This window comes from Pontibacter korlensis (assembly GCF_000973725.1).
In the GTDB taxonomy this organism is placed as follows: Bacteria; Bacteroidota; Bacteroidia; order Cytophagales; family Hymenobacteraceae; genus Pontibacter; species Pontibacter korlensis.
Window position 1 is genome coordinate 4,131,758 of sequence record NZ_CP009621.1, and the last position, 26,505, is coordinate 4,158,262.

Genomic DNA, 26,505 nt, shown 5'->3' on the forward strand with positions numbered 1-26,505 from the left:
CTAAACTGCCGCGCTACCACCAGCACGCTGCAAATCAAAAATAATCTGCACCCCCAAAAGCACAACCGCTAAAACTATCAGAAATATGGCGGTGTAGAGACGTGCTTTAGGTATTGGTTTCGCATATACATTTCCCTGTGCATCTGTTTCACTAAACCTCAAGTCAGAAAGAATTAACCCGTTGCCAAAGCTTAGCCATATGGCAGCAGTAAGAGCATCCTGTGTGATGAATAGTGAGACTAGTCCCACAGCAGAGAAAAGTAAACCGATGATTATTCTGATGGATAGGTTTTTCATGTGCGTATAACTTTGCAACCCTACCTGAAGGGATTAGCAGCTGCAAGTTACTCTTTTTGCCTTAAAAGCTAAGAAGAGAGCCTCCGGTATGTACACTATCGATCATTTAAACGCGTATATTATTGCATTATGCAGCGCAAACACATAAATTAATTATGAAGTTTAAGGTACGAGTTGGAATTATCAATTCTATTCTGAAACATTTGCATTGTAAATAAGGGTATAACAGAGACCCACTTTTCAAACAAGCAAATGAAAAAAAAGGCGTTTTTATCATCTGACGTGATAAAACACACTCCAACTACAGGGTGTGCGACTTTTTCTATCCTTTCTACAAGGGTAGTTTTGAGGGCTATCTCAACTGCGGTCCGCTACAGGCGGTAGCCTGCAGTTTTACCAACTGCCTATGCGGTAGTTATCATTCCACAAACCACTTATTGAATTCCGTAAATTATTGGCCGCGCTTTTAGCCTGAGCCACTTTTGCTGCATTCATTTTTTCTTCCGGTCAATTTTTACATGCTGATTCTTAGCTGTGCCCACACAAGCATAGCTGAACTTTTTATCTTTCAATGGATCAACCTGAATTCATCGTGACGGTTGCCCAAGGGCAACATATTATCCATGCACAGCAAATTTGCGACGAGATGGAGTCATCGGCTAAAGCACGCGGTACTGGCATTGCCAAGCGTTCACCGGATTATATTGCCCAGAAAATGCTGGAGGGTAAGGCCGTCATAGCTTTGCACCAAGACGGCACATGGGCTGGCTTCTGCTATATTGAAACCTGGGGCCACGGCAAGTATGTGGCAAACTCAGGTTTGATTGTAGCGCCCGAATTGCGTAAAAGCGGCTTAGCACGTCAAATTAAGAAGAAAATTTTTGAGCTTTCTCGTACTAAGTACCCGGATGCCAAAATATTTGGATTGACAACAGCCCTGGCTGTGATGCGCATTAACTCCAGCCTTGGCTATACGCCAGTTACTTACTCTGAGCTAACTGACGATGAGGAGTTCTGGAAAGGATGCCGCAGCTGTGTAAACTTTGATATACTGCAGAGCAAGAACCGCAGCAACTGCCTGTGCACCGCTATGCTCTATGACCCTGCTAAGGAAAAGGACTTTATGCCATTGCCAGTGGTAGAGAAAAAGGCTGCGCCTAAGCAGTACAGCGTAAATGAACGCTGGTTGCGCCACCGCAATAAACCTAACCGATTAGAACAACCGGGTTTCGGCAATTCAGCACAATTATAACTGTAACATCAGCAAAGATCATAAGAAATGAAAAAAGTAGTTTTAGCCTTTAGCGGCGGCCTCGACACTTCTTACTGCGCCATTTACCTGGCTCAGGAACTTGGCCTGGAAGTATATTCAGCCATTGTAGATACTGGCGGTTTTTCGGAAGAAGAGCTGCAGGAAATTGAGCGCCGCGCCTATGCTATGGGCGTAAAACAGCACACGCACCTCAACGAGACAGATAATTTCTATAATAGCTGCATCCGTTACCTAGTGTTTGGCAACATTCTTAAGAACAATACTTACCCCTTAAGTGTGAGTGCCGAGCGCGTAACGCAAGCTATCTCTATTGCTAACCATGCTAAAACTATCGGTGCTGATTACGTAGCACACGGTAGTACAGGTGCCGGGAACGACCAGGTGCGTTTTGACATGGTGTTTCAGGCGCTAATCCCGGAGGTAGAAATCATTACACCGATTCGAGACAAGCGCTTGTCTCGCGAAAAGGAGATCGCTTATCTGAAAGAGCATGGTGTGGAAATGGACTTCCAAAAGGCGCAGTATTCTATTAATAAAGGCATCTGGGGAACATCAGTGGGTGGTAAAGAAACACTGACATCACACTTGCCACTACCTGAAGAGGCGTACCCAACCCAGTTAAGCAAAACAGAGCCAGAGCGCGTAACGCTCTACTTTGAAAAGGGCGAACTAAAAGGTATAAATGAGCAGACATTTTCTAATCCGGTAGAGGCAATTCAGCACCTGCAGGAAATGGCTGCTCCTTTTGCTATTGGCCGCGACATCCACGTAGGCGACACTATAATTGGTATAAAAGGTCGTGTTGGCTTTGAGGCTGCCGCGCCTATGGTTATTATCAAGGCGCACCACACTCTAGAAAAGCATGTGCTAACAAAGTGGCAGCTGTATTGGAAAGATCAACTATCTGCTTGGTACGGTAACTGGCTGCACGAAGGACAACTGCTGGATCCAACTATGCGCGACATGGAAGCATTCCTGGAGAGCACACAGCAAAACGTTACAGGAAAAGTGTTCGTGCTGCTGGCGCCTTACCGCTTCCAGGTAGAGGGCATCGAGAGTGCACACGACCTGATGAGCGACAAGTTCGGAAGCTATGGCGAAATGAACCGTGCCTGGACCTCCGATGATGTGAAAGGCTTTGCCAAAATATTCGGAAACCAAACCAAATTGTATCACAGCGTAAACAGCACCGAGGAATGGGCGAAGTAAGAATTAAAGCAGGCGTAGTAGGCGGAGCCGGTTATACCGGAGGCGAGCTACTGCGCCTGCTTCTTAACCACCCGAATGTGGAAATTGCTTTCATTCATAGTAACAGCCAGGTTGGCAAACCGGTGTACGAGGTGCACAAAGACCTGCTCGGTGATACCGAGCTTCGGTTTACGGGGGAGTTGCAGCAGGATGTAGATGTACTGTTTCTGTGCGTGGGGCATGGTGCGGCCAAAGAGTTTCTGGAAGCACAGCAACTGGAGCCAAATATAAAAATCATTGATCTAAGCCAGGATTTCCGTTGGAATGAAAGCTTGAAAGAATCTGTGGTAACAGGCTGTGGGAGAGAGTTCTTATACGGTTTGCCAGAACTGCAGCGCAAAGCTATAAAAGAGGCACATAACATTGCCAACCCAGGTTGTTTTGCGACTGCCATTCAGCTGGCACTACTTCCATTAGCTGCTCAGAACCTGCTGACTGCTGAAGTGCATGTTAGTGGCATCACCGGTAGTACCGGTGCCGGGCAGAGCTTAAGCGCAACCTCACATTACAGCTGGCGCAGCGGCAATATCTCTAATTACAAAGTGCTAAGCCATCAGCACCTGCATGAAATTCGCCGCACCCTACAAAGTATGCAGCAACAGGAGCTTCAAAATATAAATTTTGTGCCTTATCGCGGGCCCTTTACCCGGGGTATACTTTCTACCAGCTATACTCTGAGCAACCTAAGCCAGGAAGAGGCAGAAGAACTGTACACTAACTACTACAGCGAGCATCCGTTTGTTAGCCTTAGCAAGAGTATACCAGACCTGAAGCAGGTAGTAAACACAAATAAATGCCTGCTGCATGTACAGAAGCAGGGTGATTACCTCGTAATTACGAGCCTGATCGATAATCTGCTGAAAGGTGCTTCTGGGCAGGCAGTACAGAATATGAACCTGATGTTTGGCCTGGATGAGCAAGCTGGGCTTAGGTTGAAAGCTTCTGCCTTTTAAAGTATAAAATATTAATTCATAACGATATGTACGTTAAGTATTTCATCTATTGTTTAACATCCTATCTCTAACTATACATCTCAGAAATGAACGTATTTGATGTTTATCCGCTCTTCGATATCACACCTGTCCGTGCACAGGGATCCTATGTTTGGGACGACAAGGGCAAGCGTTATCTCGACCTCTACGGCGGCCATGCCGTTATCTCCATAGGTCACTCTCATCCTCATTATGTAAAGCGCATTGCGCGCCAGCTATACGATATCGGCTTTTACTCCAACTCGGTTCAAATGCCCCTGCAGCACGAACTGGCCGAGAAGCTTGGTGAGCTAAGTGGCTACGAAGATTATAGCCTGTTCCTGTGTAACTCTGGCGCCGAGGCCAATGAAAATGCCCTTAAGCTGGCATCTTTCCATACTGGGCGCAAGAAAGTAATTGCTTTCAAAGGCGCTTTCCATGGGCGCACATCAGCGGCTGTAGCTGCCACGGACGATGAAAAGATACAGGCGCCGATAAATAAGACGGATAACATCATTTTCCTGCCCCTAAACGACTTGTCTGCTTTTGCCAACGCCCTGCAGCAACATGGCAATGACGTGGCCGCTGTTATAGTGGAAGGTATACAAGGAGTAGGTGGCGTACAAATACCTGAGCCTGCCTTCCTGAAGGCTCTTGCTGCAGGTTGTGAGCGTATAGGTGCCCTTCTGATTCTGGACGAGGTACAGTCTGGCTACGGCCGTTCTGGCAAGTTCTTCGCCCATCAGCATGCCGAAGTTAAACCACACCTGATAACCATGGCGAAAGGCATGGGTAATGGTTTCCCTGTGGGTGGTGTGCTGGTTCATCCTAGTATAGAAGCTAAACATGGCATGCTAGGCACCACTTTTGGCGGTAATTACCTTGCTTGTGTAGCCTCGTTGGCAGTGTTAGAGGTGATGAAAGATGAAAACCTGATGGAAAACGCCCGCAATATTGGTCAGCGCCTGATGAAGGAGCTGCGTAAATTGCCTTCAGTAAAAGAAGTGCGCGGCCAGGGGCTCATGATCGGTGTTGAGTTGGACAAACCTTGTGCTGGCATACGCAAGCAGTTGCTTCAGGATTACCAGATATTCACCGGGTCTTCATCAGATAAAAATACACTGCGCCTGCTTCCGCCACTTTGCATCGGCGCACGCGAAGTAGACAAATTCCTACAAGCTTTCGAAGCCATCCTTTACCAAACAGAACCGCAATCCATCTAATGAAAAAGTACACCTCAGTGCATGATGTTGCCGACCTTGACCAATTGGTTGAGGAGGCGCTGCACTTGAAAGCTAATCCATACAAGTATAAAAACCTTGGTGAAAATAAGACACTGGGGCTAATTTTCCTGAACCCGAGCCTTCGTACACGCCTGAGTACACAAAAAGCTGGTCAGAACCTGGGCATGAACGTGATAGTGATGAACCTTGACAAGGAAGGTTGGGCACTGGAGACACAGCAGGGGGCTATCATGAACGGCAGTACAGTAGAGCACATCAAAGAAGCTGCCGCTGTAATGGGCGAGTACTGTGACATTATTGGTATACGTTCTTTCCCAAAGCTGCAAAACCGAGAAGAAGATTATAATGAGGAGCTGCTGCAACAGTTTATACAATACAGCAAGAAGCCAATCGTAAGCCTGGAGTCTGCCACACGGCACCCGCTTCAAAGCCTGGCTGACCTGCTGACTATCAAGGAAAATAAAGTTGAAGGTAAGCGCCCCAAAGTAGTGCTAAGCTGGGCACCACATATCAAGCCTATACCTCAGTGTGTGGCAAATTCTTTTGCCGAGTGGATGGGGCAGGCTGACGTCGATTTTGTGATCACACATCCGGAAGGATATGGACTGGCAGATGAATTTTCCGCAGGTGCTACTGTGACCACAAATCAGCAGGAGGCGCTGGAAGGAGCGGATTTTGTGTACGTGAAGAATTGGTCTAGCTACACAAACTATGGGCAGGTTTTAACTGATGGAGAAGGCTGGATGCTGACTAATGAAAGGCTACAGGTAAGTAACAATGCCAAAGTAATGCACTGCCTACCGGTGCGTCGCAATGTAGAACTAAGCGATGAAATACTGGACGGACCAAACTCGCTGGTACTTGAGCAGGCTAACAACAGAACATACGCAGCCCAGGCAGTGCTAAAACGTATGCTGGAAGCTAAGTAGAGACAATCATACAGAATTTACGGGCACCAGTCTTCTTTTTCACCTGGACAAGCTGAAAGAAACCTTGTTCTTTGTCTTATAAGATTTGTCCATTGTCAAACCTTTCCTTGTCAACAAACATGTTTGTAGTAAAAATAGGAGGTAACATTTTAGATAGTCCGGAGCGGCTGCAAGCTTTTTTGGTTGATTTTGCGCAGCTGCCCGGGCCAAAACTGTTGGTGCATGGCGGGGGCAAAATTGCTTCCGCTTTTGGCCAACGTTTGGGCATTACCCCTCGAATGGTTGAAGGCCGCCGCATAACCGATGCAGAAACTCTTGAGCTGGTTACCATGGTGTATGGTGGCCTTGTTAATAAACAGGTAGTAGCCAAGTTACAGGCACTGGGCTGTAATGCCATTGGTCTTACAGGAGCAGATGCCAACATAATACCAGCACACTTACGGCCAGTCAGAACTATTGATTATGGCTTTGCGGGTGATGTAGAAGGACCAGAAACTATCAATGTGCAGGCCTTAGAGGCCTTCTTTCAGGTAGGGCTTACGCCTGTGGTGGCACCTCTGACGCATGATACACAGGGCAGTATGCTCAATACTAATGCCGATACAATAGCTTCAGTCTTGGCAACAGCTCTGGCTCAAAATCACAGCGTACAATTGATCTACTGTTTCGAAAAGAAAGGCGTACTACAAAATGCCGAAGATGAAGACTCTGTTATTCCACACATAAACGCTGAAAAATATCAGGCTCTTAAAGAGGATGGAGTGGTGAACGCAGGTATGGTGCCAAAACTTGATAATGCTTTTGCTGCTTTACAGCAAGGCGTGCAGGCTGTTCAAATATGTGATGCTGCAGCAATTAAGCAGTTGGTTGAAGGTAACAACGCTGGTACGCTCATCACTTTTTCGTAGTTCCTGTATTTACTTCTCATTCAATGAGAAAAGCTGCATTATAATAGCTATATTGCTTTAAGTAGATTTACTGGATCTTATTCAGATCTGGTGTTCTCTCAGCAATATAAAGACATTATAAACCAGCTAAATAAGTTTGGGCATGAGAAAAGTAGCAATTATCGGCAGTGGAAACATGGGAGTAGCACTTGCCAAGGGCATGGTGGCATCTGGTAAGCATCAGGCAAAAGATATAACACTTACCCGCCGTAACACCCGTGCGCTTGAGAACCTGTCTCGGGAAGGGTTTCAGGTTAGCAGCGACAATGCTAAAGCCGTTGCAGAAGCCGAGATTGTGGTGCTAAGTATCCTGCCCCAGCAGCTAAATGGAGTGCTGGATGCTATTGCTGCTAATATAGACCCAAAGAAGCATCTCCTTATCTCTATAGTAACCGGGGTTACTGTTGCTGATATTCAGCAGCGCCTGGGCAAGGAGGTTCAGGTGGTTCGGGCAATGCCTAATACAGCTATTGCTATCAGAGAGTCTATGACGTGTATTGCCGGCAGCAAGGCATCAGAGGAGAACCAGGAGCTGGTACGGGATATATTTGCAGCGGTGGGAGAAACAGTTGAGATCGAGGAAGAGCTCATGACTTCTGCTACGGCGCTTTGCGCCTGCGGCATTGCCTTTTTTCTACGCTCTATCAGGGCAGCTACACAGGGTGGCACCGAAATTGGTTTTCATGCCGCGGATGCACTTCGCATGGCTGCACAAACAGCGAAAGGTGCTGCTTCGCTGCTGCTGCACTTCCAAAGCCACCCAGAAAACGAGATAGACAAAGTAACTTCCCCGAAAGGATGTACCATCGCAGGATTAAATGAGATGGAGCATCACGGCTTCAGTTCAGCTTTGATCAAGGGCATCAAAACATCGTCCACCAAGGCTGAGCAACTGTACCAAAAGGATAATTAAGATATATCAAATAGAAATGACTGACGGAAACCTTTACAGTGAGGCTGTAGAACTGCTAAAATCATTGATCCAAACTCCTTCTTTTAGCAAGGAAGAAGACAAAACAGCTGATCTGATAGCGCAGTTTCTCAAAAGGCATGGCGTGGTGGAGGTGCACCGGCAGCTAAATAACGTCTGGGCTTTTAACCAGAATTATAATCCTCAGTTGCCAACGCTACTGCTCAATTCGCACCACGATACAGTTAAGCCGAACGCCAGCTATACCCGCAACCCCTTTGAAGCGAGTGTAGAGGATGGCAAGCTATACGGTTTGGGCAGTAACGATGCTGGTGGTTGCCTGGTGTCGCTTATTGCTACCTTTCTGCACTTCTACCACCAGCAAGACCTAAAGTATAACCTGGTTTTGGCAGCAACTGCTGAGGAAGAAATCAGTGGCCAAAATGGTCTGGAAGTCATACTCTCTCAGCTAGGAAACCTGGAGGCAGCCATAGTAGGTGAGCCAACAGAAATGCATTTGGCAGTTGCAGAGAAAGGACTGATGGTTCTAGACTGCACAGCCAAGGGCAAAGCAGGACATGCTGCCCGCGAGGAAGGTATAAATGCTATTTATGAGGCACTCACAGATATTGAGTGGTTCCGGAACTATACTTTCCCGGAAGTATCAGAGCACTTGGGGCCTGTTAAAATGAGTGTGACAATAGTGCAGGCAGGCTCACAACATAATGTAGTACCAGACTCCTGTACCTTCACCGTTGATGTTCGCCTTACAGATGCTTATACTATGGAAGAAGTGCTGGAGACAATACAGCAACATGTGAAGGCGGAGGTAAAGCCTCGCTCTATGCGCTTAAGGCCATCGAGTATACCCATGGAGCATCCGTTGGTGCAGACAGGTATAATCATGGGCCGACAAACTTACGGCTCGCCTACTACTTCCGATCAGGCGCTACTGCCTATACCTTCGCTTAAGATGGGACCAGGCTTCTCGGGCCGTTCGCACATGGCTGACGAGTTCATCTACCTCAGGGAGATCGAAGAAGGTATTCAGCTTTACATTCAGTTGCTGGAACAGGTCCTTGTCAATAAATAGCAATCCTGCTACTAGAAATAAATACTTTCAGAATTACTCATCCCAAACATTAGCATGAAACTTTGGCAAAAAGACACGGCTGTAGCCGCTGAGATAGAAAAATTTACTGTTGGCCGCGATGCAGAGCTCGATCTGGAGTTAGCCCGTTTTGATGTGCTAGGTTCACTAGCTCATACCAGGATGTTGCAAAGCATTGGTCTGTTATCTGAAGACGAGCTAGCGGTACTTCAGGCTGAATTGAAAAACATCTACCAAAGTATAGAAGCTGGTGAATTCACCATTGAGCCTGGTGTAGAGGATATCCATTCTCAGGTAGAGCTAGAGTTAACTAGAAGGGTAGGAGATGCCGGCAAAAAGATTCACAGTGGCCGCTCTCGCAACGACCAAGTTCTTGTAGACCTGAAGCTATACTTTCGTCACCAGCTAAAGGAAATAGTACAGGAGGTGCAGGCATTGTTTAATGTGCTGCAGGCACAGAGCGAAAAGTATAAGCATGTGCTGCTGCCGGGTTACACACACCTGCAGGTGGCCATGCCATCCTCTTTTGGTCTCTGGTTCGGTGCCTATGCCGAGAGCTTGGTTGATGACGTTCAGATGCTCTTAGCCGCCTATAAGATCACAGACAAAAACCCTTTAGGCTCTGCTGCTGGCTACGGTTCTTCATTCCCGCTAGACCGCCAGATGACCACCGACCTGCTAGGTTTTGAAGCTTTGAACTACAATGTAGTTTACGCACAGATGGGTCGAGGTAAAACGGAGCGCACCGTTGCCACAGCATTAGCGGCCGTGGCTGCTACTGTAGCCCGTATGAGCATGGACCTTTGCCTGTACATGAGCCAGAACTTTGGCTTTATTACGTTGCCCGACCAGCTGACTACAGGCTCCAGCATTATGCCACACAAAAAGAATCCGGATGTTTTTGAGCTGTTACGCGGTAAATGCAATAAGCTCCAGGCTTTGCCAACAGACATCAGCATGCTCCTGATCAACCTGCCATCAGGCTACCACCGTGATCTGCAGCTATTAAAGGAGAATCTTTTCCCGGCCTTTCAGGAGCTAAAAAGCTGCCTGCAAATGATGACCTATATGGCAGAGCAGGTGCAAGTACGAAAAGACATACTGCAGGAGGAGAAGTACAAATACCTCTTTAGTGTGGATGCTGTAAATGAACTGGTGCTACAGGGAGTGCCTTTCCGGGATGCATACAAAGCCATAGGTGAAAAAATTGAGGCGGGCACTTTTGAAGCACCTGCTGAAGCAACACATACCCATGAGGGAAGTATTGGCAACCTATGCAACGACAAAGTTGCAGAGCAAATGCAGCGCCTGGTGCAAAGCTTCCGTTTCGAGCGTGTGCAACAGGCTTATGAAAACCTAACCGCTTCCTAAACTCACTTATACCTGCGGGTTATACAGGCTACTCTAGAAGGTAATGTATGACCCGCAGGGTAATTCCCCTTTTAATTAAGGTGATATTTCTGCGGCTTAATGTTCTTCATCTTTCTGGAGGATTGTAGCAGAGTTCCAACCAGTAGAGCAAGTATAACTGCCAGGGCAATCACGAGGTAGGAGAGAACCTTCAGGATTTTCATGTGCTGATCAGCATTGGCATACAGCTCATGTCCCACTTTTTCCTGTAGCTGGCTAAGTGCATGCAGTGGCAGCAAGAGCTCCTGAAAGGCTTGCATGCCTTCCTGTTTATACATCCTCATTGCGGCAGCTTTATCGCCCGTGTGGCTAAGTACAAGTATTGTTTGCTGTACCTTAGTGTACCGTTCCCCCGCTTGCAGGTAGTTCTGCAGGTCTATGCCTTCCTGATTTGTTAGTAAAGTACCTTTAAACTTTTGTTCCAGGGAGTCCAGGTCAGCCTCGTTCTGCTCTATAGCCTGCAGTATGCGCTGCTGCTCTTGCTCCGATTCTGCCAAAAGATGCTCCTCCAATAGCAGACGGTTCTGGTAATAGCGTTCCTGTATAGTGGAGATATCCAGCGAGGGTACCAGCCTGTCCTCATAAACAGACCTAAACTGGGTACTGACCTTCGTCATGCTGTAACTTACAAACCAATTAGTCAGCACAATTATCAGAAAGACTGCACCCAGGACAAGGGCAATTCTGTCTCGGTTTCCAACTCTGAAGCTCCAACTCATAGGATCAGCTGCTTAATCAGTTTAAGTTAGCAAAAACTAATATAATTTACTAATGACTAGCCACTTACTTCTTTAGAAAAAAGACTGTCCTTTAACACGTTTTATCTTTATAATATTCAAGAACTTCTGAGTGCTACAGCGTATATAAGACACACTGTTGTACCATCATAACTCAGAAGCGATAGGTGATCCCGATAAAGATACATACCCAGCCCGACGACTCTACCTGTGGGCCTACAAGTTTACACGCCGTCTACCGCTACTTTAAAGATCCTATTGCGCTAAGTGATGTGATAAAGGAGGTGCCTTCTTTAGATGAAGGAGGTACTCTTGAAGTGCTTCTTGCTTGCCATGCCCTTAAGCGTGGGTATCGAGCCCGAATTTATACGTACAACATGTTCATCTTCGACCCAACCTGGATTGGGCTAAGTAATGAAGAGATCATCGAGAGACTTGAAGAACAGCTAAAGTATAAGAAAGGACAGAAACTACACCGAGCTACGCATGCCTACATAGAGTACCTGCGACTTGGTGGGGAGTTGCGGTGCAGGGATTTGAACAAGCACCTGCTGCGTGGCTTCTTTGAGCAAGGGATACCGCTGCTTACAGGCTTGAGTGCCACTTATCTTTATCAAAGTGCCCGAGAATATGCCGATGAGGCCGGTAACTCAATTTATGACGATGTCAGGGGGTATCCTATGGGACATTTTGTGGTGCTGTGCGGATTTGCCGAAGACCAGAAAAGTATAGTAGTAGCCGACCCTTATCCTGATAATCCTTATTTTAAAGACAACTACTACGAAGTAAAAGCAACACACCTGATCAATTCCATAATGCTTGGAATGGCTACCTACGATGCCAATTTACTTGCCATACTGCCCGCACACTATGAACCCCTGCAGGACTAAAACATGCGTAAAATAATTATTGTGGACTATCCCAAAGATTGGGAGGAAGCAATTGAAGATACAGAGGTGGTTGATGCCCAAACGTACCTCACCAACTCAACCTACACCGACATCCGGAGTGCCAGGATTTTTAACCTTTGCCGCTCGCACCGTTACCAAAGCGCCGGTTATTACGTGTCGTTGTTGGCAGAAGCCCGGGGTCATAAACCAATACCGAGTGTCACCACGATGCAGGACCTTAAAAGCCCAACCATTGTGCGTGCCATCACCGTGGAGATAGAGGACCTGATACAGAAAAGCCTTGCCGGGCTTAAATCGAAGAGCTTTACACTGAGTATTTACTTTGGCCAAAACCTGGCCTTAAAGTATGAGAAGCTCTCTAAAGCCTTGCACGATCATTTCCAGGCACCGTTACTCAAGGCGCAGTTTGTGTACAAGGACCATTGGGTGCTACAGAGCATCTCACAAGTACCGATCAATGAGGTGCCCGAAGACCATAAGAAATACCTAAAGAGTTTTGCCAAAGCCTACTTTGCACGACACAGGTTCTCCGGTGCCCGCAGATCCCGAAAGGCATACGACCTGGCAATTCTGGTAGATCCTCAAGAGAAAGCACCGCCCTCTAATAATAAGGCTATTCAGCAGTTTGTAGAGGCTGCCGAAAGCCTGGGCTTCTATACAGAACTCATCACAAAAGACGATTACCGCCGCCTGCCGGAATTTGATGCCCTTTTTATAAGGGAGACAACAGCCGTTAACCACCATACCTACCGCTTTGCCCGTAAAGCCTTTGCCGATGGACTGGTGGTGATAGATGATCCCGTATCTATACTAAGGTGTACAAACAAGGTGTACTTAGCCGAACTCCTGACGAAGGCGAGGGTAACAGTGCCTAAAACGATGATCATCCACAAGGATAACAGGTGCAAGGTTGAGACAGAACTCGGTTTGCCTTGTGTGCTCAAGAAGCCTGATAGCTCTTTTTCGCAGGGTGTGGTAAAGGCGAAAGACCAGGAAAGCCTAAAGCAGGAATTAGATAAGCTACTTGATGATTCAGAGCTTATCATAGGGCAGGAGTATATCCCTACAGATTTTGACTGGAGAATAGGTATTCTGGACAAGCAGCCGCTTTACGCCTGCAAGTACTACATGGCTAAAGGGCACTGGCAAATCTATAACTGGAACGGCAAAAGGAAGCAGGATGAGGAAGGAGCCGGCGAAGTAATTCCTTTTGAACAGGTTCCATTTCACGTACTCCATACTGCTCTGAAGGCTGCCAATTTAATTGGCAACGGTTTATATGGCGTGGACCTGAAGGAGATAAATGGCAAAGCCTATGTGATCGAGGTGAATGATAATCCAAGTATTGATGCCGGAGTAGAAGACCGCATCCTGAAAAAGGATCTCTATACATCCATCATGAAAACAATAAAACAACGCATAGATAACCAAAAAACCGGAAACGGCAGAACTGATGGATAGCCCAAGAACACCACTACACCTGTTCAAAGGATTTGGTGTAGAGCTTGAGTACATGATCGTGCACCGCCAGACTCTGCAGGTGCAGCCCATCACAGATAAGCTCATTTATGATGAGGTGGGAGAGTATTTATCAGATGTTGAGTTCGGGGATATAGCTTGGAGTAATGAGCTGGTACTGCATGTGGTGGAGCTAAAAACGCAGGGGCCGGTGAAGACCCTGGAGCACCTGCACCACAACTTTCAGGAGCATGTGCGTAAGATCAACGACATGCTTGAGAAGCATAACGCTATGCTACTCCCGACAGGAGCACATCCGCTCATGAATCCCTACACCGATACAAAGCTGTGGCCACACGAACACAATGCGGTTTACGAGGCATACAATCGTATTTTCGACTGCCGGGGCCATGGGTGGGCAAATCTGCAAAGCACACACTTGAACCTGCCATTCTACAATGACAAGGAGTTTGAAAAGTTGCATGCTGCTATCAGGGTGCTGCTACCCATAATGCCTGCCCTTAGTGCTTCCACACCGATACTGGATGGCAAAGTAACCGGTCTGGCAGATTCTCGCCTTGAGGTGTACCGCCATAACCAGGAAAAAATACCTGCCATAACAGGCAAAGTGGTACCGGAGGCCGTGTTTACAAAAGAAGCTTACGAGCAGCAGATACTACAGCAGATGTATCAGCAGGTAGCTCCATACGATCCGGAGGGTACTTTGCAGGAGGAATTTTTGAATTCGCGGGGAGCCATTGCCAGATTTGAGCGCAATACCATTGAAATCAGGCTACTGGATATACAGGAAAGCCCTGTGGCTGATCTGGCTATACTTCAGGCGGTGGTAGCGGTGCTTCAGGCGCTTGTTTCGGGGCGGTGGGTAAAACTGCAGGAGCTAAAGGAGTGGCACGAAGACCGTTTAGCTGCCATTTTGCTTCAGGTTATAGAGAAGGGGCAGGAGGCTGTGCTGCGGGATCATGAGTACGTTAGCTTGTTTGGCTATAACTGTGAAGAAGATTGCACCGCAGGCGAGCTTTGGAAACACCTGGTGCAAGAAGTAATGGCGCTGGAAGAACAGCCAGAAATAGAAAATGCACTAAATGTTATCATATCCAGAGGCAACCTATCTAAGCGAATTCTGGAAGCAATAAACCATGAACCTTCTGAAAACCAAATAAGGCAAGTATACCATCAGCTTGCAGTATGCCTGCAGCACGGTGGTTTATTCTTACCCAAGGAACCATGCTAAAACTACTGATTACCTGCGAGCATGGCGGCAACCAGATCCCTTCCGCCTATGCAGCACTATTTGAAAACAAACAAGAAATACTCCAGTCCCACAGAGGCTATGATATAGGCGCACTGGAGCTTTATGAGAAACTGGAAGATATGGCAGATAAGGCTTTTTGTTCCACCACTTCCAGGTTGCTGGTAGAGTTGAACCGGTCGCAGCACCACAAAAGCCTTTTTTCGGCTATCACCCAATCTTTACCAGACAAAGAGAAGAAAACGATACTGAAGAATTATTACTTCCCGTACCGGAACAGGATTGAGGAGCTGATTCAGGACCTTGTAATGGTAGGGCATAGGGTGCTGCACATCTCTTTGCACAGTTTTACCCCGATTTTGGATGGAGAGGTGCGAAAAGCCGATATTGGATTACTTTATGATCCTAAACGATCAGGAGAACATACTTTTTGCCGTCTCTGGAAGAAAGAGCTTCAGGACCAGCAAAAAGAATTACTAGTTCGGTTTAATTACCCATACTTGGGTATAGCAGATGGTTTTGCGACATATCTGCGTAAAAAGTTTACTGATGAACAGTATATAGGTATTGAACTGGAGGTGAATCAGAAGTATGCCGAGGAGGGAGGAGAGGCCTGGCTGAAGCTGCAACAGCTTATACGGCGTAGCTTGAAAAATGCACTTTTACAATTCAGTCCTGAAGAAAAGAATCGTGCATCAGCTTAAAAGTGCTATATAGCAAAACAAAATATGTTCGTTTAAAGTATCATATCAAGAATCAGCCTTCCAGAAAAAGGTTATACCTTTGCGCGTGGTTGAGACCATTCATTATTCCGACACATTAATAAAAACAAAACTATGAGAATCAAGAGTTTACTCCATTTGGTTGTGGTACTGGCACTAGGACAATTCCTCTTTTCCTGTAGCTCAGCAGAATACTACAAATTTTCTCCAGACAAACCGGAAGCTTATAATACAGTAAAGCAAAAGCCTGCTCCTGTTGTTGAGGAAGTTGAAGAGGTAGAGCCGACCATAGCTGAAATAGCGCTTGCCGCTAATGAAGAAAAAGAGGCTAAGGCTGCTGCTGAGCCTATCTTAGAAGCAAATGCCAAAACTACACCAGCAGTGGCGCCTCGTAAAAGTGCTGATGTAGCAGCAGCTCCTGTTGCCAAGGAAGAAGTAAGATTTGAGAAGCGCGAAATGACTGTGGCAGAAGCTGAGGCACTGGCCATGGCAAAGGAGCGGCTATCAAAAATGACTAAGGCTGAGAAGAAAGAACTGAAGAAAGAGGTGAAGGAAATGATGCGCCAGAGCGGTTCACGTACCTCGGTGGTAGAAATCATCCTGGCTATCCTGCTTCCACCTTTGGCCGTATTCCTGCACGATGGTATCGGAACTTCTTTCTGGATCAACATTATCCTGACGCTACTGTTTGTGCTGCCAGGTATTATACATGCCCTGTTAGTTGTAACAGATACAATTTAAAGAATCCTTTAACTTAACTATAAAAAAAGAAGCCCTGCGTTCTCAGGGCTTCTTTTTTTATAGTATACGATCTCTTTCTAAATCAGCACCTACTGTATGGCGTTCAGATCTTTGGAATCTCAATGTAGAACGTGGTGCCTTTGTTTTCTTCGCTTTCAAACCAGATTTTCCCATTATGCCACTCTATAATGGTCTTGATGATGGACATACCCAGTCCAGTTGATGGTTCGCCTCTAAGCCCTTCGCGCCTGGCCCTTGTAAACTTATCGAAAAGCTCGTCGTGGTAACGCTTTGGTATACCTATACCATTGTCCTTCACAGTAATCAGTACAGAGTCCTCTTGTTCAACCAGGTCGATACCGATGATACCATTCTCAGGCGTGAATTTTATAGCGTTAGAAAACAGGTTGTTGATTACCTGCATAAATTTATTCTCATCTATATAAACATAGAACTTATCTGTGGATGAGGTAAACCTGATATCCTTCTTTATGTGGTTTTTGCCCTCCTTATACTGCTCAATAATGTCTTGTATTCTCTTTACAAGGTCAACGCGTCTTTTTACCATATCTGTGTTAGACGATTCCAGAAACTCCTGCTGTACAAAGTCTCTGATAAGGCGTACACTTCTGGCACTACTCTCCCTGATTATGCGAATCACATTGTCGAGTTCGGCGTTGGCATATTCAGCTGTAGTTTCTGATAATATGTCTGTAAGCGACTGAATATTTGCCAGAGGGCCAGCCAGGTCGTGCGAAAGAATCTCGAGAACCGAATTTTTCTTTGCACCAAATTTCTCAAGGTTGCTGATATTGTTTTTAACAGAAGTTATGTCATCAACTAGTCCGGCTATGTAAGTTCTGCCTTTTCCTAAAAACACAAGATAAGGGTCTAATATCAGCCATCTTGTTGTTCTATCAGGTTTTAGTATCCTGAACTCTACATTATGCTTAATGATGCCGTGCAGTAGTTGAGAATACTCTTGCAGAATATACTCCTTATCATCAGGGTGTATGGAATCCAAAATCAGGGCTGGGTTAGCCATAACACTTTCTTTTGTGCGCCCCCACATTCTGTTGAAAGCATTGTTCAGGAAAGTTATTTCATCAGTTTCAACGTGGTAGCAAAAGAACACCTTGTTTGTCTGTCTTGTTAGGCTTTCAAATACTTCAAGTTTATCTTTCTCGTCCATGTTCAATTCTCAGTATATCAACTCTTTTACTGGAATCACATACACAACGTTATCAAGCTGCAGGCAAAGGTTTGCACGCTAGCGATAATTCCTTACATGTCTGTAAACTTGAGGTTAAGCTAAAAACTGCTGCATTTTAAAACTAAGGGCATCAAACATCTGAAGCAGGATAATACCAGGTGGAGCAGCAGGATGTGGTTATATTTGTACTTACAACAATCTAAAACCAGATGATTCTGTTTGAGAACGGGGTGATAAAATTAGAATACCTGCCTGCTTCTGATATACTGGAGCTTGCTTATCCTGATTTGCACGAATTTATTCTGCCAGAAATAAAAAACAGTGTTGATGTTCTGGTGGGGAATGCCATCAACTATGATGTAAAGAAAGTTCTTCCCGACTCGTCAAGAACTCTTGTTGAGGTGAACGATGAAAAGTCCAGAGAAACAACTGTTTATCTTATTGAGGGCCTGATGAAGACGCGCATTTCAAAATTGGCCAAGCTACAATCCGGTAATTCTGTTGTAGAAATCACGGCGCAGAATAATATAAGTCACGTATTACAGTCCATGCCGTTAACATTCGATCTCCGAAGCTTTTCAAATAAGGCAGATGCATTAAAATGGCTTGAGGGTTAGTACAGTTTTAGGCCCCTTCAGGTTATTATAATAGATTATAATAGATTATAATAGATTTTAATAGATAATTGAGTACAGTCAGCATATGATGATTGATAATACCACAGAGGATAAGATGCATGGCTCCATATTTGTCCTGCTGAAACGTTTTGTAGAAAGTACAGGAGATTACAGCACCTGGATCCGTTTACTGGAAGAAGCAGGTATAGAACGCTCCTCCTACCAAATGAATGAGATGTACCCTACTGAAGAGCTGTTTTCCATTGTGCGTAAAGCCTCTGAATTTACCGGTATACCTACATATGATCTGATGGAAAAATATGGAGAATTCCTGGTGCCTGACTTGCTTTTGGTTTACAAAAAGTACATCAACCCAAATTGGCGTACTTATGATATGCTGCTTAACACCGAATTATCCATGCATGGGGCCGTTAGGAGAGAGGATAGCAGAACAAATCCTCCTATGCTTGTGGTTACTGCAGAAGGGGATAACCAGCTGACAATTGAGTATAGCTCTAAGCGCAGAATGGCTGGCGTTGCAGTGGGTATCATCAGAGGAATAGCCAAGTACTACAACGAGAGCGACCTAGTAAAAGTAACTCGTCTATCTCCCGCTGACGAAGAAAAGGTACAGATTAGGGTTGATTTCGCAGGATTATAAGACCGACAACTGCTTTCGCCGCGTATCGCAAAAGGAGTATCAACTTACTTTGTTTGTTCAGCGGCTAGGGAAATACAGTATTGATTTAAACATACCCTACAACTTAATACTACCCTACGTTCTTATCGTATCATACTAGCAGGTAATAATGATCCACTACACATACTACAAAAATGGTGTAGTGGATATAGTCATACGGAGCCATATTTCTAAAACTAAAGTATATGGAGTACAAGGACTACTATAAGATTCTAGGTGTTGACAAGAAAGCATCGCAGGCCGATATCAAAAAGGCATACAGAGGCTTAGCCAAGAAGTATCACCCAGACAAAAACAAGGATAATCCAGGCGCTGAGGAAAAGTTTAAAGACATCAGCGAGGCTTATGAAGTGCTGGGAGATGAGGAAAAGCGTAAGCAGTATGATCAGTTAGGTGCTAACTGGAGGCAGTTTCAGCAAGCAGGCCCCGGTGGGCAGTATTATGGCCAACCTGGCGGAGGTTTCACAGGCAGTTACCAAACAACCGGAGGCTTCAGTGATATTTTTGGCAGCAGTGGAGGAGGCTTTTCCGACTTCTTTGAACAGTTCTTTGGTGGCGGAGCAGCTGGAAGCTTTGGTGGGCAACGTCGGGGCAGTGGAGCACATAAGGGGCAGGACTACCAGGCAGAGATGGAAATTACGCTGCAGGAAGCCTTTTCTGGTACAAGCCGACTGATAAACCTGGATAACCAACAGCTGCGCATTACCACAAAGCCAGGTGTAGCCGATGGGCAGGTGCTTCGTATCAGGGGCAAAGGCGCGGCATCACCTGCAGGAGGACAGGCTGGCGACTTATTTATCACCGTTCACATAAAGCCTGACCCTCGCTACGAGCGGCAGGGCGATGACCTTACCACCACCTTGCCGGTAGATATGTATACGGCTATTTTAGGAGGCGAGGCGCAAGTACAAACAATGAGTGGCCTGTTGAAACTTAAGATACCGGCTGGCACTCAAAACGGCAAAACACTGCGCCTGCGAGGTAAAGGCATGCCCAAGTATGGGCAGCCCGACCACTACGGCGATCTATACGTAAAGATAGAAGTATCCTTGCCTACAAACCTAAGTACGGAAGAGCGGCAACTGTTCGAACGCCTTCGTGATATGAGCAGAGCAAGGGTTGTTTAATTGATGTTTACCAGCAAATCCTTTACCCCATGTTAGTGACCATAGACCAAACCCGGACATCAACTCCACTGGAGAACTTTCTGGACAGCCTTGCCGACAGGCAGCTAACATGCTATGCATCGGACCTGCTGCAGCAACATGGTTGTGAAACCATGGATGAGCTGAGCCAGGCCGTAAAACGAGCTACCGAAGTATGTAACTGCATGCATTTGCCCCTGCGTGAAAACTTTAAGCCGGTTTATCGCTCCAAAAACGGAGAGGTAGTGCAGGATTGGCGTTTGTCTCCGATGGCCTACATGCTCACAGTGCTCAATGCTGATGCTAAAACAGATTTGGTTGCGCGTACACAAATAGAGATGGTGCGTCGCTTTTTCAATCAATAAGCTCAGGCAAGGGCTGTGGCAGCGTCTCCTGATCAGCCACTACATCATGCCAGCCGAAGTCTTTGCACAGGCGCAGCGTGTTCTGAGGCAGCTGTGCCTTTATACTTATATTTTCCCCTGTAAAAGGGTGCTGGAAGCGCAGTTCTGCTGCATGCAATAGCAGGTACGGACTTCCTAGCTCTTCCAGAAACATCTTATTGTGGCGCCAGTCGCCATGGCGCTTATCACCTACAATGTAGTGGCGTATGTGAGCAAAATGCTTTCTGATCTGGTGCATACGTCCTGTTTCGGGCTTTATTTTTACTAAGCTGTAGCGAGCTGTTTGGTAAGGGCCAACAGGAATAGGTAACTCCACTGTTGCCAAGCGCTCATAATGCGTAATAGCGTCTTGAGGCTCTTTATGCTTATGGTCTTTATCAGGCCGTATGGGGTTGTCGATGGTAGCAGCTTCAGGAGTATAACCTCGTACAACAGCAAAGTATGTTTTATCTGGTTCACGTGCCTCAAAAGCCTGCACAATAGGAGTAGCAGCCTCAGACGACTTTGCAAACAGCAATACACCTGATGTGCCACGGTCCAGGCGATGTACGGTGTACAAGTGATAACCCAGCTGGTCACGAAGCATTTGTAAGGCAAACTCCTTTTTTTCCTCTGCTATGCGCGTCCGGTGCACTAACAGGCCATTTGGCTTGTTAATAGCTACATAGTGCGCATCTTCATATATAATCTCTAGCACGCTTGATCCTTTTTTACAAAGATAGGCAAAGATGCTTCTAGAGGAAATTTGAACACAGGCGTGAGCTTTGGTCCTATAACTTAACCGGAGCGACCTCGATTAATTTCTACTGGCTACGCGTTTTTGCTTGGGAGGCGCGTATATTTGTTTCAATACACGATTCGCAGAGCAAGATTTATGGCAATTTCAATAGATAATCTCCGCAAGGGCAAAAAGTACAGATTAACCAATTTTGGGGAGAAATTTGACTTTCAGGTAATGGAAATGCTGGAGGAGAATGTGTTCCGGGTAAAAGACTTGCTTACGCTGGAAACATATTTTCTGAATGACCTGATCATGTATGGCAAAGGCAAAGATTTTGACCTGGAGGAGTTATAGCATTAGCTGCGGCTAACACTTCCTTTCTTTTCCCAGTGGCTTTTCAAGATCTTTTCACTTGCTGGCTGTCTTACGATTCTTCTTACAAACCTTTCCCCGGCAATACTGCCGTCTTCGTTTCGCCTTCCGATGAAAAGCGTAACTGGTTCTCCCAACTCATTAGTAATATAGGTGATGTCTTTGGTGCCGTATTTTTTGTCGTAGCGCTGCTTTGGCTCATACACCTTTTCCAGCAGCTGCTCTAGCTTAGGGTTTAGCGACATAGTTTAATTTATTTCTGTGATCAGTACTGAGGTACATTATTTGTACTTCCTGGATGGTTTATTAGCATGTTTCTGGTTTTCAAATAGCCATTTCTCCGCCTCATCCATGCGGTAAAATACTTTTAGCTCCAACTCTGCAGATGCCTGGTGCTGTGTTACGTAATCAAACATTTTGTACGACACCACCTCTTGCATGGCATCTGGTGGTATGACACGAGCATACCGTTCCAGCTTTAACTTATCCGATATTTCAGTTCCGAAATTTGCAGCCCATCGCTGCAGGGCCAGATCCATGTTAATGCCAACTCGGTTATCGGCCAGGAAAAACCTTAGCTCATTCTCGCGCACTGTTTCCATACTTACTGAAAAAGCTTCTTTAAACTCCTCCTCATTAGGTTGCCTTAGCCAGGTAAGCTTTAGCCGGCTCTTTTTTATATCAACCTCTGCGGTAGCATAATCTTTTTTCAGTACGAACATCGGGTGCTGCCTTTGGTATAGATTTTATACTTACGTAAGCCCGTAATGGATGGTGGCAGACATACTTGATCACTAGTGGTTAAGGTTGGAAAAATAATAATTGATTAAGACAGCTATGAAAAACGTAGCTGTTGCAGCATCGTATATGCATTATGCAAAGGAGGTAGAGTTATGGAAGCACAAGAGCCACATTATTTTGTATATATCTTTGGGGATCAGCCCCGTGAGGAGGTAGAGATTGGGGTAGCAGGAGACCTGTATCAACTAACACACTCTAAAGTAGTGTCAGCTGCACCTGACGGCAGCAGTGCGCATCATCCGGCTAAGCTGGTGTATTACGAGCACTACCAGGAAGAGGATGAAGCCCTTTCAAGAGAAAGGCAGCTAAAGGAGGAAAGCAGGGATATGACTATCAGCTTGATTGAATCCATGAATCCTAACTGGTTGGACCTGAGTGATACCTTAGACGATTGATAAATTTAAGCTAAAGAGGAATTTGTAAAAGAGCAGGAGAAGGAGTGAACTTTGAGCATATTCTATAGCCTGTTAGCATATCCTGTAGACTTTGGCGCCATAGATGTGTACCTTTGCACATGTCTCTAGGAAGAGGCTAACTGTACTTTTTGTACACCCACAAAGAAGCAACTAAACTTTTGATCAATAAAATCAATAACCTGAGCGAGAATATCCGGCTGCAGGTGTTTGTGGTGCTGGTAGGGGGGCTGTTGCTGGTGGCAAAGTTTATGGCGTTCTTGCTCACAAACTCCAATGCCATATTAACGGATGCCCTGGAGTCTATTATCAATGTAGTGGCTGGGGCTTTTTCATTGTACAGTCTGATGCTATCAGCACGTCCTCGCGATGAGAACCATCCTTATGGTCATGGTAAAATAGAGTTCGTGGCTGCTACCCTGGAAGGCTCTCTTATACTTGTAGCAGGAAGCGCCATCATTCTGAAGTCCGTTTTCAACCTCATAAAACCGATACCTCTGTACCAGCTGGACCTGGGTATTGTTTTAATTGCCGCCACAGGAGTAATAAACTATGGTGTAGGGTATGTAACAGAACGCAAAGGGAAACAGAACAACTCTCTGGTTTTAACTGCAGGCGGCAAGCACCTTAAAACAGATGCCTACTCAACCGCAGGTATATTGATTGGCCTTCTGCTCATCTACCTCACCGGCATGGTCTGGCTGGACAGTGTGGTAGCTATAGCTTTCGGGCTGATGATCGGTTATACTGGCTACCGTATCTTACGCTCCTCCATTGCTGGCATCATGGACGAAGCAGATTATGATCTGTTAAAACGGATCGTAAGCGTACTCAACGAAAATCGACGCGCAAACTGGATTGACATACATAACCTGCGGGTTATCAAGTATGGCTCAACCCTACATATCGACTGTCACCTTACTGTTCCTTGGTACCTGAATGTTATGGAGGCGCATGATGAGGTAGAGGCTGTGGCTACTGTCATTCGTGAAAAGATTGACCCAAGTATAGAACTGTTCGTCCACACTGATCCCTGTATTGCGCCCTCCTGTGCTGTTTGTACCAAAGATGGCTGCAACTCCCGTATTAAGCCTTTTCAGGAGAAGGTAGAGTGGGAGTTCGACAAAGTTATTGCAGATCGCAAGCACGGAACTTATTAGTAGAAACTGATCAAGGAAATCTTTACCTAACATGAGGTATAGATGGTGATTTCAGCATACTATGATATTTTTACATATACTAAAATCAGCAGATGACTTTGTTGCTTTTCTACTAAAACCTTCAATACGCTTTAAAAACAGATACACACTTGAACTATGGAAAAATTCAGAATAGCAGTTGTTGGCATGGGCGGGGTAGGCGGCTACTATGGTGGTAAACTTGCCCAACGTTTTGCCAGTGATGAGAATCATGAGGTTATTTTTATTGCCAGGGGTGCGCATAAACAAAGAATAGAACAAGAGGGGCTAAAGCTAAGGTTAGAGGGTGAGGTAGAAGCGATACGCCCTACAGTGGTAACTGATAAACTTGAAGACTTGGGGAAGCTTGACCTGATTCTGTTCTGTGTGAAGAGCTATGGTTTAAAGCAGGTGGCTGAGCAGCTGGCCCCAAGTATCACCTCTGACACTATATTGCTGCCACTGCTAAATGGCGTGAATGGTATAGAGTATTTGCAGCAGCGCTTCCAGGAGGCAAATACCTTGTGGGGATGCGTGTACATCATTTCCAGCATAAAAGAACCCGGCGTAGTGCAGGTTCAAGGTAAGTATAACAGGCTTGTTTGGGGAAATCCTAAAGTCTCAGAAAAGTTGCTGAAAAAGGTAAAGTTCTTGCTCGACGAGTCTGGTATCAACCATGAATATTATGAGCAGGAGGTAGAAGCAAGGGTTTGGGAAAAGTTCTCTTTTATATCACCAGTTGCCAGCCTTACCTCCCTTACTCATAAAACGATGGGAGAGATAGCAGCAAGTGCTGATTTAAAGAACCAGCTACAGCTACTCATTCAAGAGCTTGTTTCTGTTGCCAAGGCAAAAGATGTTATGTTGCCTGCGGATATGGTAGAAAGAAATCTTGAAGTGCTCCAAAGGCTCCCACAAAACGCTACTTCATCCATGGAGCGCGACTTTAGCAGTGGCAATGCTACTGAACTAGAAAACCTGACAGGCTATATCGTTAGAGAAGCTCAAAATTATGCTGTAGAAGTTCCGCAGTATCAGCAGGTATATCAGGAACTGCTACAAAAAGTGTAGATATTAAATCCAGAAAAAACAAAAAGGGGGACTGTAATTAGTACCCCTTTTTGTTTTAGTGAAGAAGCTCAGGCTACTGCCTCTACTGCCGGTTCGCTTCTAAAACGCTTCAGGTTTAAGAGTGTAGCTATCATAAGTATAAGAGCGACAGAAACACCCACTGTATAAGATATCTCTGGTGTTAAGCTAAAACCTTCCGGTGCCACTAGAATATAGGTTGTAGCCACAGCAGTCATAAAAACGGCAGGTACAAGCGTAATCCAGTAAGGTTTCCGCTCTTTAATAAGATAGGCTGTCACCGTCCAGAGCACCACTGTTGCTAACGATTGGTTTGTCCAGGCGAAATAGCGCCATATAATGCCGAAGTCTATCAAGGTAAGGCCATAGCCAATTACAAAAAGAGGAGCACTTATCAGCAGCCTGTTTTTAATGGAGCTTTGCTTTGACTTCATAAAGTCTGCTACTATCAGGCGGGCACTTCGAAAAGCCGTATCGCCGGAGGTTATTGGCGCAGCAACTACTCCGAGCAGTGCCAGTATGCCGCCTACCTTACCTAATAGAGAGTTGGAGATAAGATTAACCACGTAAGCTGCATTGCCGCTTTGGGCTACCAGGACATCATTCAACTCCCGAACACCACCAAAAAAGCTCATGCTAATGGCAGCCCATATAAGAGCCACAACACCTTCAGTTATCATAGCCCCGTAAAATATTGGTCTGCCCTGTTTTTCGCTAGTCATACAACGAGCCATCATAGGAGACTGAGAGGCATGGAAACCAGATATAGCACCACAAGCGATTGTAACAAACAGCATTGGAAACAACGGAAACTTTTCTGGGCTAGCATGCATGTTGCCCAAATTATCCCAAGTAAGTTCTGGTATAGGTAGCCCTCTACTGAACATTACAGTAGCAATACCAATGGCCATGAATAGCAAGGCTATGCCAAAAAGAGGATATATCTTCCCGATTACCTTATCAATGGGCAGCACAGTAGAGAGAACATAGTAGACGAATATGATCCAGACCCAGGTCGACACGCTAAAAAAGCCACCGGTCATGTCGTTCAGGATTTTTGCCGGCCCCATAATGAAGACTGCTCCAACCATTACCATTAGAAGGATGGTAAATACACGCATAAACTGCTTCATGCCTGTTCCGAGGTAACGACCAGTAATCTCCGTTATACTTTCTCCTTTATGTTTTAAGGAAAGCATGCCGGAAAAATAATCGTGCACACCACCCGCAAAGACCGACCCCAGCACAATCCATAGAAAAGCAGAAGGGCCCCACATGGCTCCAGCCACGGCCCCGAAAATTGGCCCAAGTCCTGCAATGTTCAGAAATTGTATCAGGAAGATCTTCCATACCGGCATGGGAACATAATCAACCCCATCCTGCATAGAAACAGCAGGAGTCACACGATTAGGGTCAATAACAAAAATCCTCTCCATCAGGCGGGAGTAGATCAAGTAGCCCAATAGAAGGGCTAATACAGACAGGCAAAAAGAAATCATGCGAAAACTAAGATTCAGGCGGAAATAAATTACGAGAGGTACTTTATATTCTCTTACAATACCAATGAAGAGGTAGCTTACTTCTTAACCTTCAAAAAAGCCAACAGAAGACCCTCTCCTAAGTAAATGTAAAGAAAAACAGTGAAGGAAGTTCGGGGAGGAGGAAAAATATCC

At 45.7% G+C, this 26,505-nt stretch carries 29 protein-coding genes; 22 read left to right on the plus strand and 7 right to left on the minus strand.

The window, feature by feature from the left end; translation table 11 throughout:
- On the minus strand, positions 1-297 hold the full coding sequence (locus PKOR_RS17805; protein WP_046312472.1) for a hypothetical protein: 297 nt from the start codon (positions 295-297) through the stop codon (positions 1-3).
- 571 nt (positions 298-868) lie between these two features.
- Between PKOR_RS17805 and PKOR_RS17810 the strand changes: the two genes are divergently transcribed.
- The 9 genes from PKOR_RS17810 (at position 869) to argH (ending at position 10,301) form a co-directional block, all read left to right on the plus strand.
- Entirely contained in the window at positions 869-1,549 is a 681-nt protein-coding gene (locus PKOR_RS17810; protein WP_046312473.1) for a GNAT family N-acetyltransferase, read from the plus strand.
- Positions 1,550-1,576: 27 nt separating this feature from the next.
- Positions 1,577-2,779 (plus strand): argininosuccinate synthase, encoded by a 1,203-nt coding sequence (locus PKOR_RS17815; RefSeq protein ID WP_046312474.1) that lies wholly within the window; start codon positions 1,577-1,579, stop codon positions 2,777-2,779.
- Complete coding sequence (argC, locus tag PKOR_RS17820; protein WP_046312475.1) at positions 2,767-3,771, plus strand: N-acetyl-gamma-glutamyl-phosphate reductase; 1,005 nt, start codon at positions 2,767-2,769, stop codon at positions 3,769-3,771. The genes PKOR_RS17815 and argC overlap by 13 nt, the downstream gene beginning before the upstream one ends.
- A gap of 86 nt (positions 3,772-3,857) precedes the next feature.
- Positions 3,858-5,012 carry an aspartate aminotransferase family protein gene (locus tag PKOR_RS17825; protein WP_046312476.1) on the plus strand — a complete coding sequence of 385 codons (1,155 nt, stop codon included), beginning with the start codon at positions 3,858-3,860 and terminating at the stop codon, positions 5,010-5,012.
- The gene (locus PKOR_RS17830; protein ID WP_046312477.1) at positions 5,012-5,962 is read left to right on the plus strand and encodes a Rossmann-fold NAD(P)-binding domain-containing protein; all 951 of its coding nucleotides are present in this window, start codon (positions 5,012-5,014) and stop codon (positions 5,960-5,962) included. Before PKOR_RS17825 ends, PKOR_RS17830 begins: the two co-directional genes overlap by 1 nt.
- Before the next feature lie 119 nt (positions 5,963-6,081).
- Entirely contained in the window at positions 6,082-6,870 is a 789-nt protein-coding gene (gene argB / locus PKOR_RS17835) for an acetylglutamate kinase (protein WP_046312478.1), read from the plus strand.
- 142 nt (positions 6,871-7,012) lie between these two features.
- Entirely contained in the window at positions 7,013-7,822 is an 810-nt protein-coding gene (proC, locus tag PKOR_RS17840) for a pyrroline-5-carboxylate reductase (RefSeq protein ID WP_046312479.1), read from the plus strand.
- A 16-nt stretch (positions 7,823-7,838) separates the two neighbouring features.
- Positions 7,839-8,912, plus strand: coding sequence for a M20 family metallo-hydrolase (locus PKOR_RS17845; RefSeq protein ID WP_046312480.1), 1,074 nt, complete (start codon positions 7,839-7,841; stop codon positions 8,910-8,912).
- Positions 8,913-8,966: 54 nt separating this feature from the next.
- Positions 8,967-10,301 carry an argininosuccinate lyase gene (argH, locus tag PKOR_RS17850; protein WP_046312481.1) on the plus strand — a complete coding sequence of 445 codons (1,335 nt, stop codon included), beginning with the start codon at positions 8,967-8,969 and terminating at the stop codon, positions 10,299-10,301.
- 71 nt (positions 10,302-10,372) lie between these two features.
- Here the strand turns inward: argH and PKOR_RS17855 are convergent, their stop codons facing one another.
- Positions 10,373-11,059 (minus strand): MCP four helix bundle domain-containing protein, encoded by a 687-nt coding sequence (locus PKOR_RS17855; RefSeq protein ID WP_046312482.1) that lies wholly within the window; start codon positions 11,057-11,059, stop codon positions 10,373-10,375.
- A 185-nt stretch (positions 11,060-11,244) separates the two neighbouring features.
- Between PKOR_RS17855 and PKOR_RS17860 the strand changes: the two genes are divergently transcribed.
- From PKOR_RS17860 to PKOR_RS25990, 5 genes are all read left to right on the plus strand, one after another.
- Positions 11,245-11,967, plus strand: a complete 723-nt coding sequence (locus PKOR_RS17860; RefSeq protein ID WP_046312483.1) for a peptidase-C39 like family protein — start codon at positions 11,245-11,247, stop codon at positions 11,965-11,967.
- Positions 11,968-11,970: 3 nt separating this feature from the next.
- Positions 11,971-13,449: a RimK family protein gene (locus tag PKOR_RS17865; protein WP_046312484.1), complete on the plus strand. Its 1,479-nt coding sequence runs from the start codon at positions 11,971-11,973 to the stop codon at positions 13,447-13,449.
- Positions 13,442-14,698 carry a carboxylate-amine ligase gene (locus tag PKOR_RS17870; RefSeq protein ID WP_046312485.1) on the plus strand — a complete coding sequence of 419 codons (1,257 nt, stop codon included), beginning with the start codon at positions 13,442-13,444 and terminating at the stop codon, positions 14,696-14,698. Before PKOR_RS17865 ends, PKOR_RS17870 begins: the two co-directional genes overlap by 8 nt.
- Complete coding sequence (locus tag PKOR_RS17875; RefSeq protein ID WP_046312486.1) at positions 14,692-15,420, plus strand: N-formylglutamate amidohydrolase; 729 nt, start codon at positions 14,692-14,694, stop codon at positions 15,418-15,420. Before PKOR_RS17870 ends, PKOR_RS17875 begins: the two co-directional genes overlap by 7 nt.
- 132 nt (positions 15,421-15,552) lie before the next feature.
- Complete coding sequence (locus tag PKOR_RS25990; RefSeq protein WP_338047495.1) at positions 15,553-16,179, plus strand: YqaE/Pmp3 family membrane protein; 627 nt, start codon at positions 15,553-15,555, stop codon at positions 16,177-16,179.
- A 103-nt stretch (positions 16,180-16,282) separates the two neighbouring features.
- Here the strand turns inward: PKOR_RS25990 and PKOR_RS17885 are convergent, their stop codons facing one another.
- A complete protein-coding gene (locus PKOR_RS17885; RefSeq protein WP_046312487.1) occupies positions 16,283-17,371 on the minus strand; it encodes a PAS domain-containing sensor histidine kinase in 1,089 nt (362 codons plus the stop codon).
- Positions 17,372-17,601: 230 nt separating this feature from the next.
- On the opposite strand from PKOR_RS17885, the gene PKOR_RS17890 reads away from it, so the two are divergent.
- From PKOR_RS17890 to PKOR_RS17905, 4 genes are all read left to right on the plus strand, one after another.
- The gene (locus PKOR_RS17890) at positions 17,602-18,009 is read left to right on the plus strand and encodes a hypothetical protein (RefSeq protein ID WP_046312488.1); all 408 of its coding nucleotides are present in this window, start codon (positions 17,602-17,604) and stop codon (positions 18,007-18,009) included.
- Positions 18,010-18,094: 85 nt separating this feature from the next.
- Positions 18,095-18,670, plus strand: coding sequence for a heme NO-binding domain-containing protein (locus PKOR_RS17895; protein WP_046312489.1), 576 nt, complete (start codon positions 18,095-18,097; stop codon positions 18,668-18,670).
- A 224-nt stretch (positions 18,671-18,894) separates the two neighbouring features.
- A complete protein-coding gene (locus PKOR_RS17900) occupies positions 18,895-19,836 on the plus strand; it encodes a DnaJ C-terminal domain-containing protein (protein WP_046312490.1) in 942 nt (313 codons plus the stop codon).
- A 29-nt stretch (positions 19,837-19,865) separates the two neighbouring features.
- Positions 19,866-20,219: a hypothetical protein gene (locus PKOR_RS17905; RefSeq protein WP_148561739.1), complete on the plus strand. Its 354-nt coding sequence runs from the start codon at positions 19,866-19,868 to the stop codon at positions 20,217-20,219.
- Here the strand turns inward: PKOR_RS17905 and PKOR_RS17910 are convergent.
- A complete protein-coding gene (locus PKOR_RS17910) occupies positions 20,209-20,955 on the minus strand; it encodes a pseudouridine synthase (protein WP_046312491.1) in 747 nt (248 codons plus the stop codon). The genes PKOR_RS17905 and PKOR_RS17910 overlap by 11 nt on opposite strands.
- Positions 20,956-21,132: 177 nt before the next feature.
- Between PKOR_RS17910 and PKOR_RS17915 the strand changes: the two genes are divergently transcribed.
- The gene (locus PKOR_RS17915; RefSeq protein ID WP_046312492.1) at positions 21,133-21,333 is read left to right on the plus strand and encodes a hypothetical protein; all 201 of its coding nucleotides are present in this window, start codon (positions 21,133-21,135) and stop codon (positions 21,331-21,333) included.
- Positions 21,334-21,335: 2 nt separating this feature from the next.
- Here PKOR_RS17915 and PKOR_RS17920 read toward each other — a convergent pair whose 3' ends face one another.
- Positions 21,336-21,596, minus strand: a complete 261-nt coding sequence (locus tag PKOR_RS17920) for a hypothetical protein (protein ID WP_046312493.1) — start codon at positions 21,594-21,596, stop codon at positions 21,336-21,338.
- A gap of 36 nt (positions 21,597-21,632) precedes the next feature.
- Positions 21,633-22,073, minus strand: a complete 441-nt coding sequence (locus tag PKOR_RS17925) for a hypothetical protein (protein ID WP_046312494.1) — start codon at positions 22,071-22,073, stop codon at positions 21,633-21,635.
- A 171-nt stretch (positions 22,074-22,244) separates the two neighbouring features.
- Between PKOR_RS17925 and PKOR_RS17930 the strand changes: the two genes are divergently transcribed.
- The 3 genes from PKOR_RS17930 to PKOR_RS17940 all read left to right on the plus strand — a co-directional run bounded on the left by PKOR_RS17930 (position 22,245) and on the right by PKOR_RS17940 (position 24,814).
- Positions 22,245-22,547: a GIY-YIG nuclease family protein gene (locus PKOR_RS17930; protein WP_046312495.1), complete on the plus strand. Its 303-nt coding sequence runs from the start codon at positions 22,245-22,247 to the stop codon at positions 22,545-22,547.
- 179 nt (positions 22,548-22,726) lie between these two features.
- Positions 22,727-23,725, plus strand: a complete 999-nt coding sequence (locus tag PKOR_RS17935) for a cation diffusion facilitator family transporter (protein WP_235336714.1) — start codon at positions 22,727-22,729, stop codon at positions 23,723-23,725.
- A 156-nt stretch (positions 23,726-23,881) separates the two neighbouring features.
- The gene (locus PKOR_RS17940) at positions 23,882-24,814 is read left to right on the plus strand and encodes a ketopantoate reductase family protein (protein ID WP_046312496.1); all 933 of its coding nucleotides are present in this window, start codon (positions 23,882-23,884) and stop codon (positions 24,812-24,814) included.
- A gap of 68 nt (positions 24,815-24,882) precedes the next feature.
- Here the strand turns inward: PKOR_RS17940 and PKOR_RS17945 are convergent, their stop codons facing one another.
- Positions 24,883-26,331, minus strand: a complete 1,449-nt coding sequence (locus tag PKOR_RS17945) for a carbon starvation CstA family protein (protein ID WP_046312497.1) — start codon at positions 26,329-26,331, stop codon at positions 24,883-24,885.
- Positions 26,332-26,505: the final 174 nt, after the last annotated feature.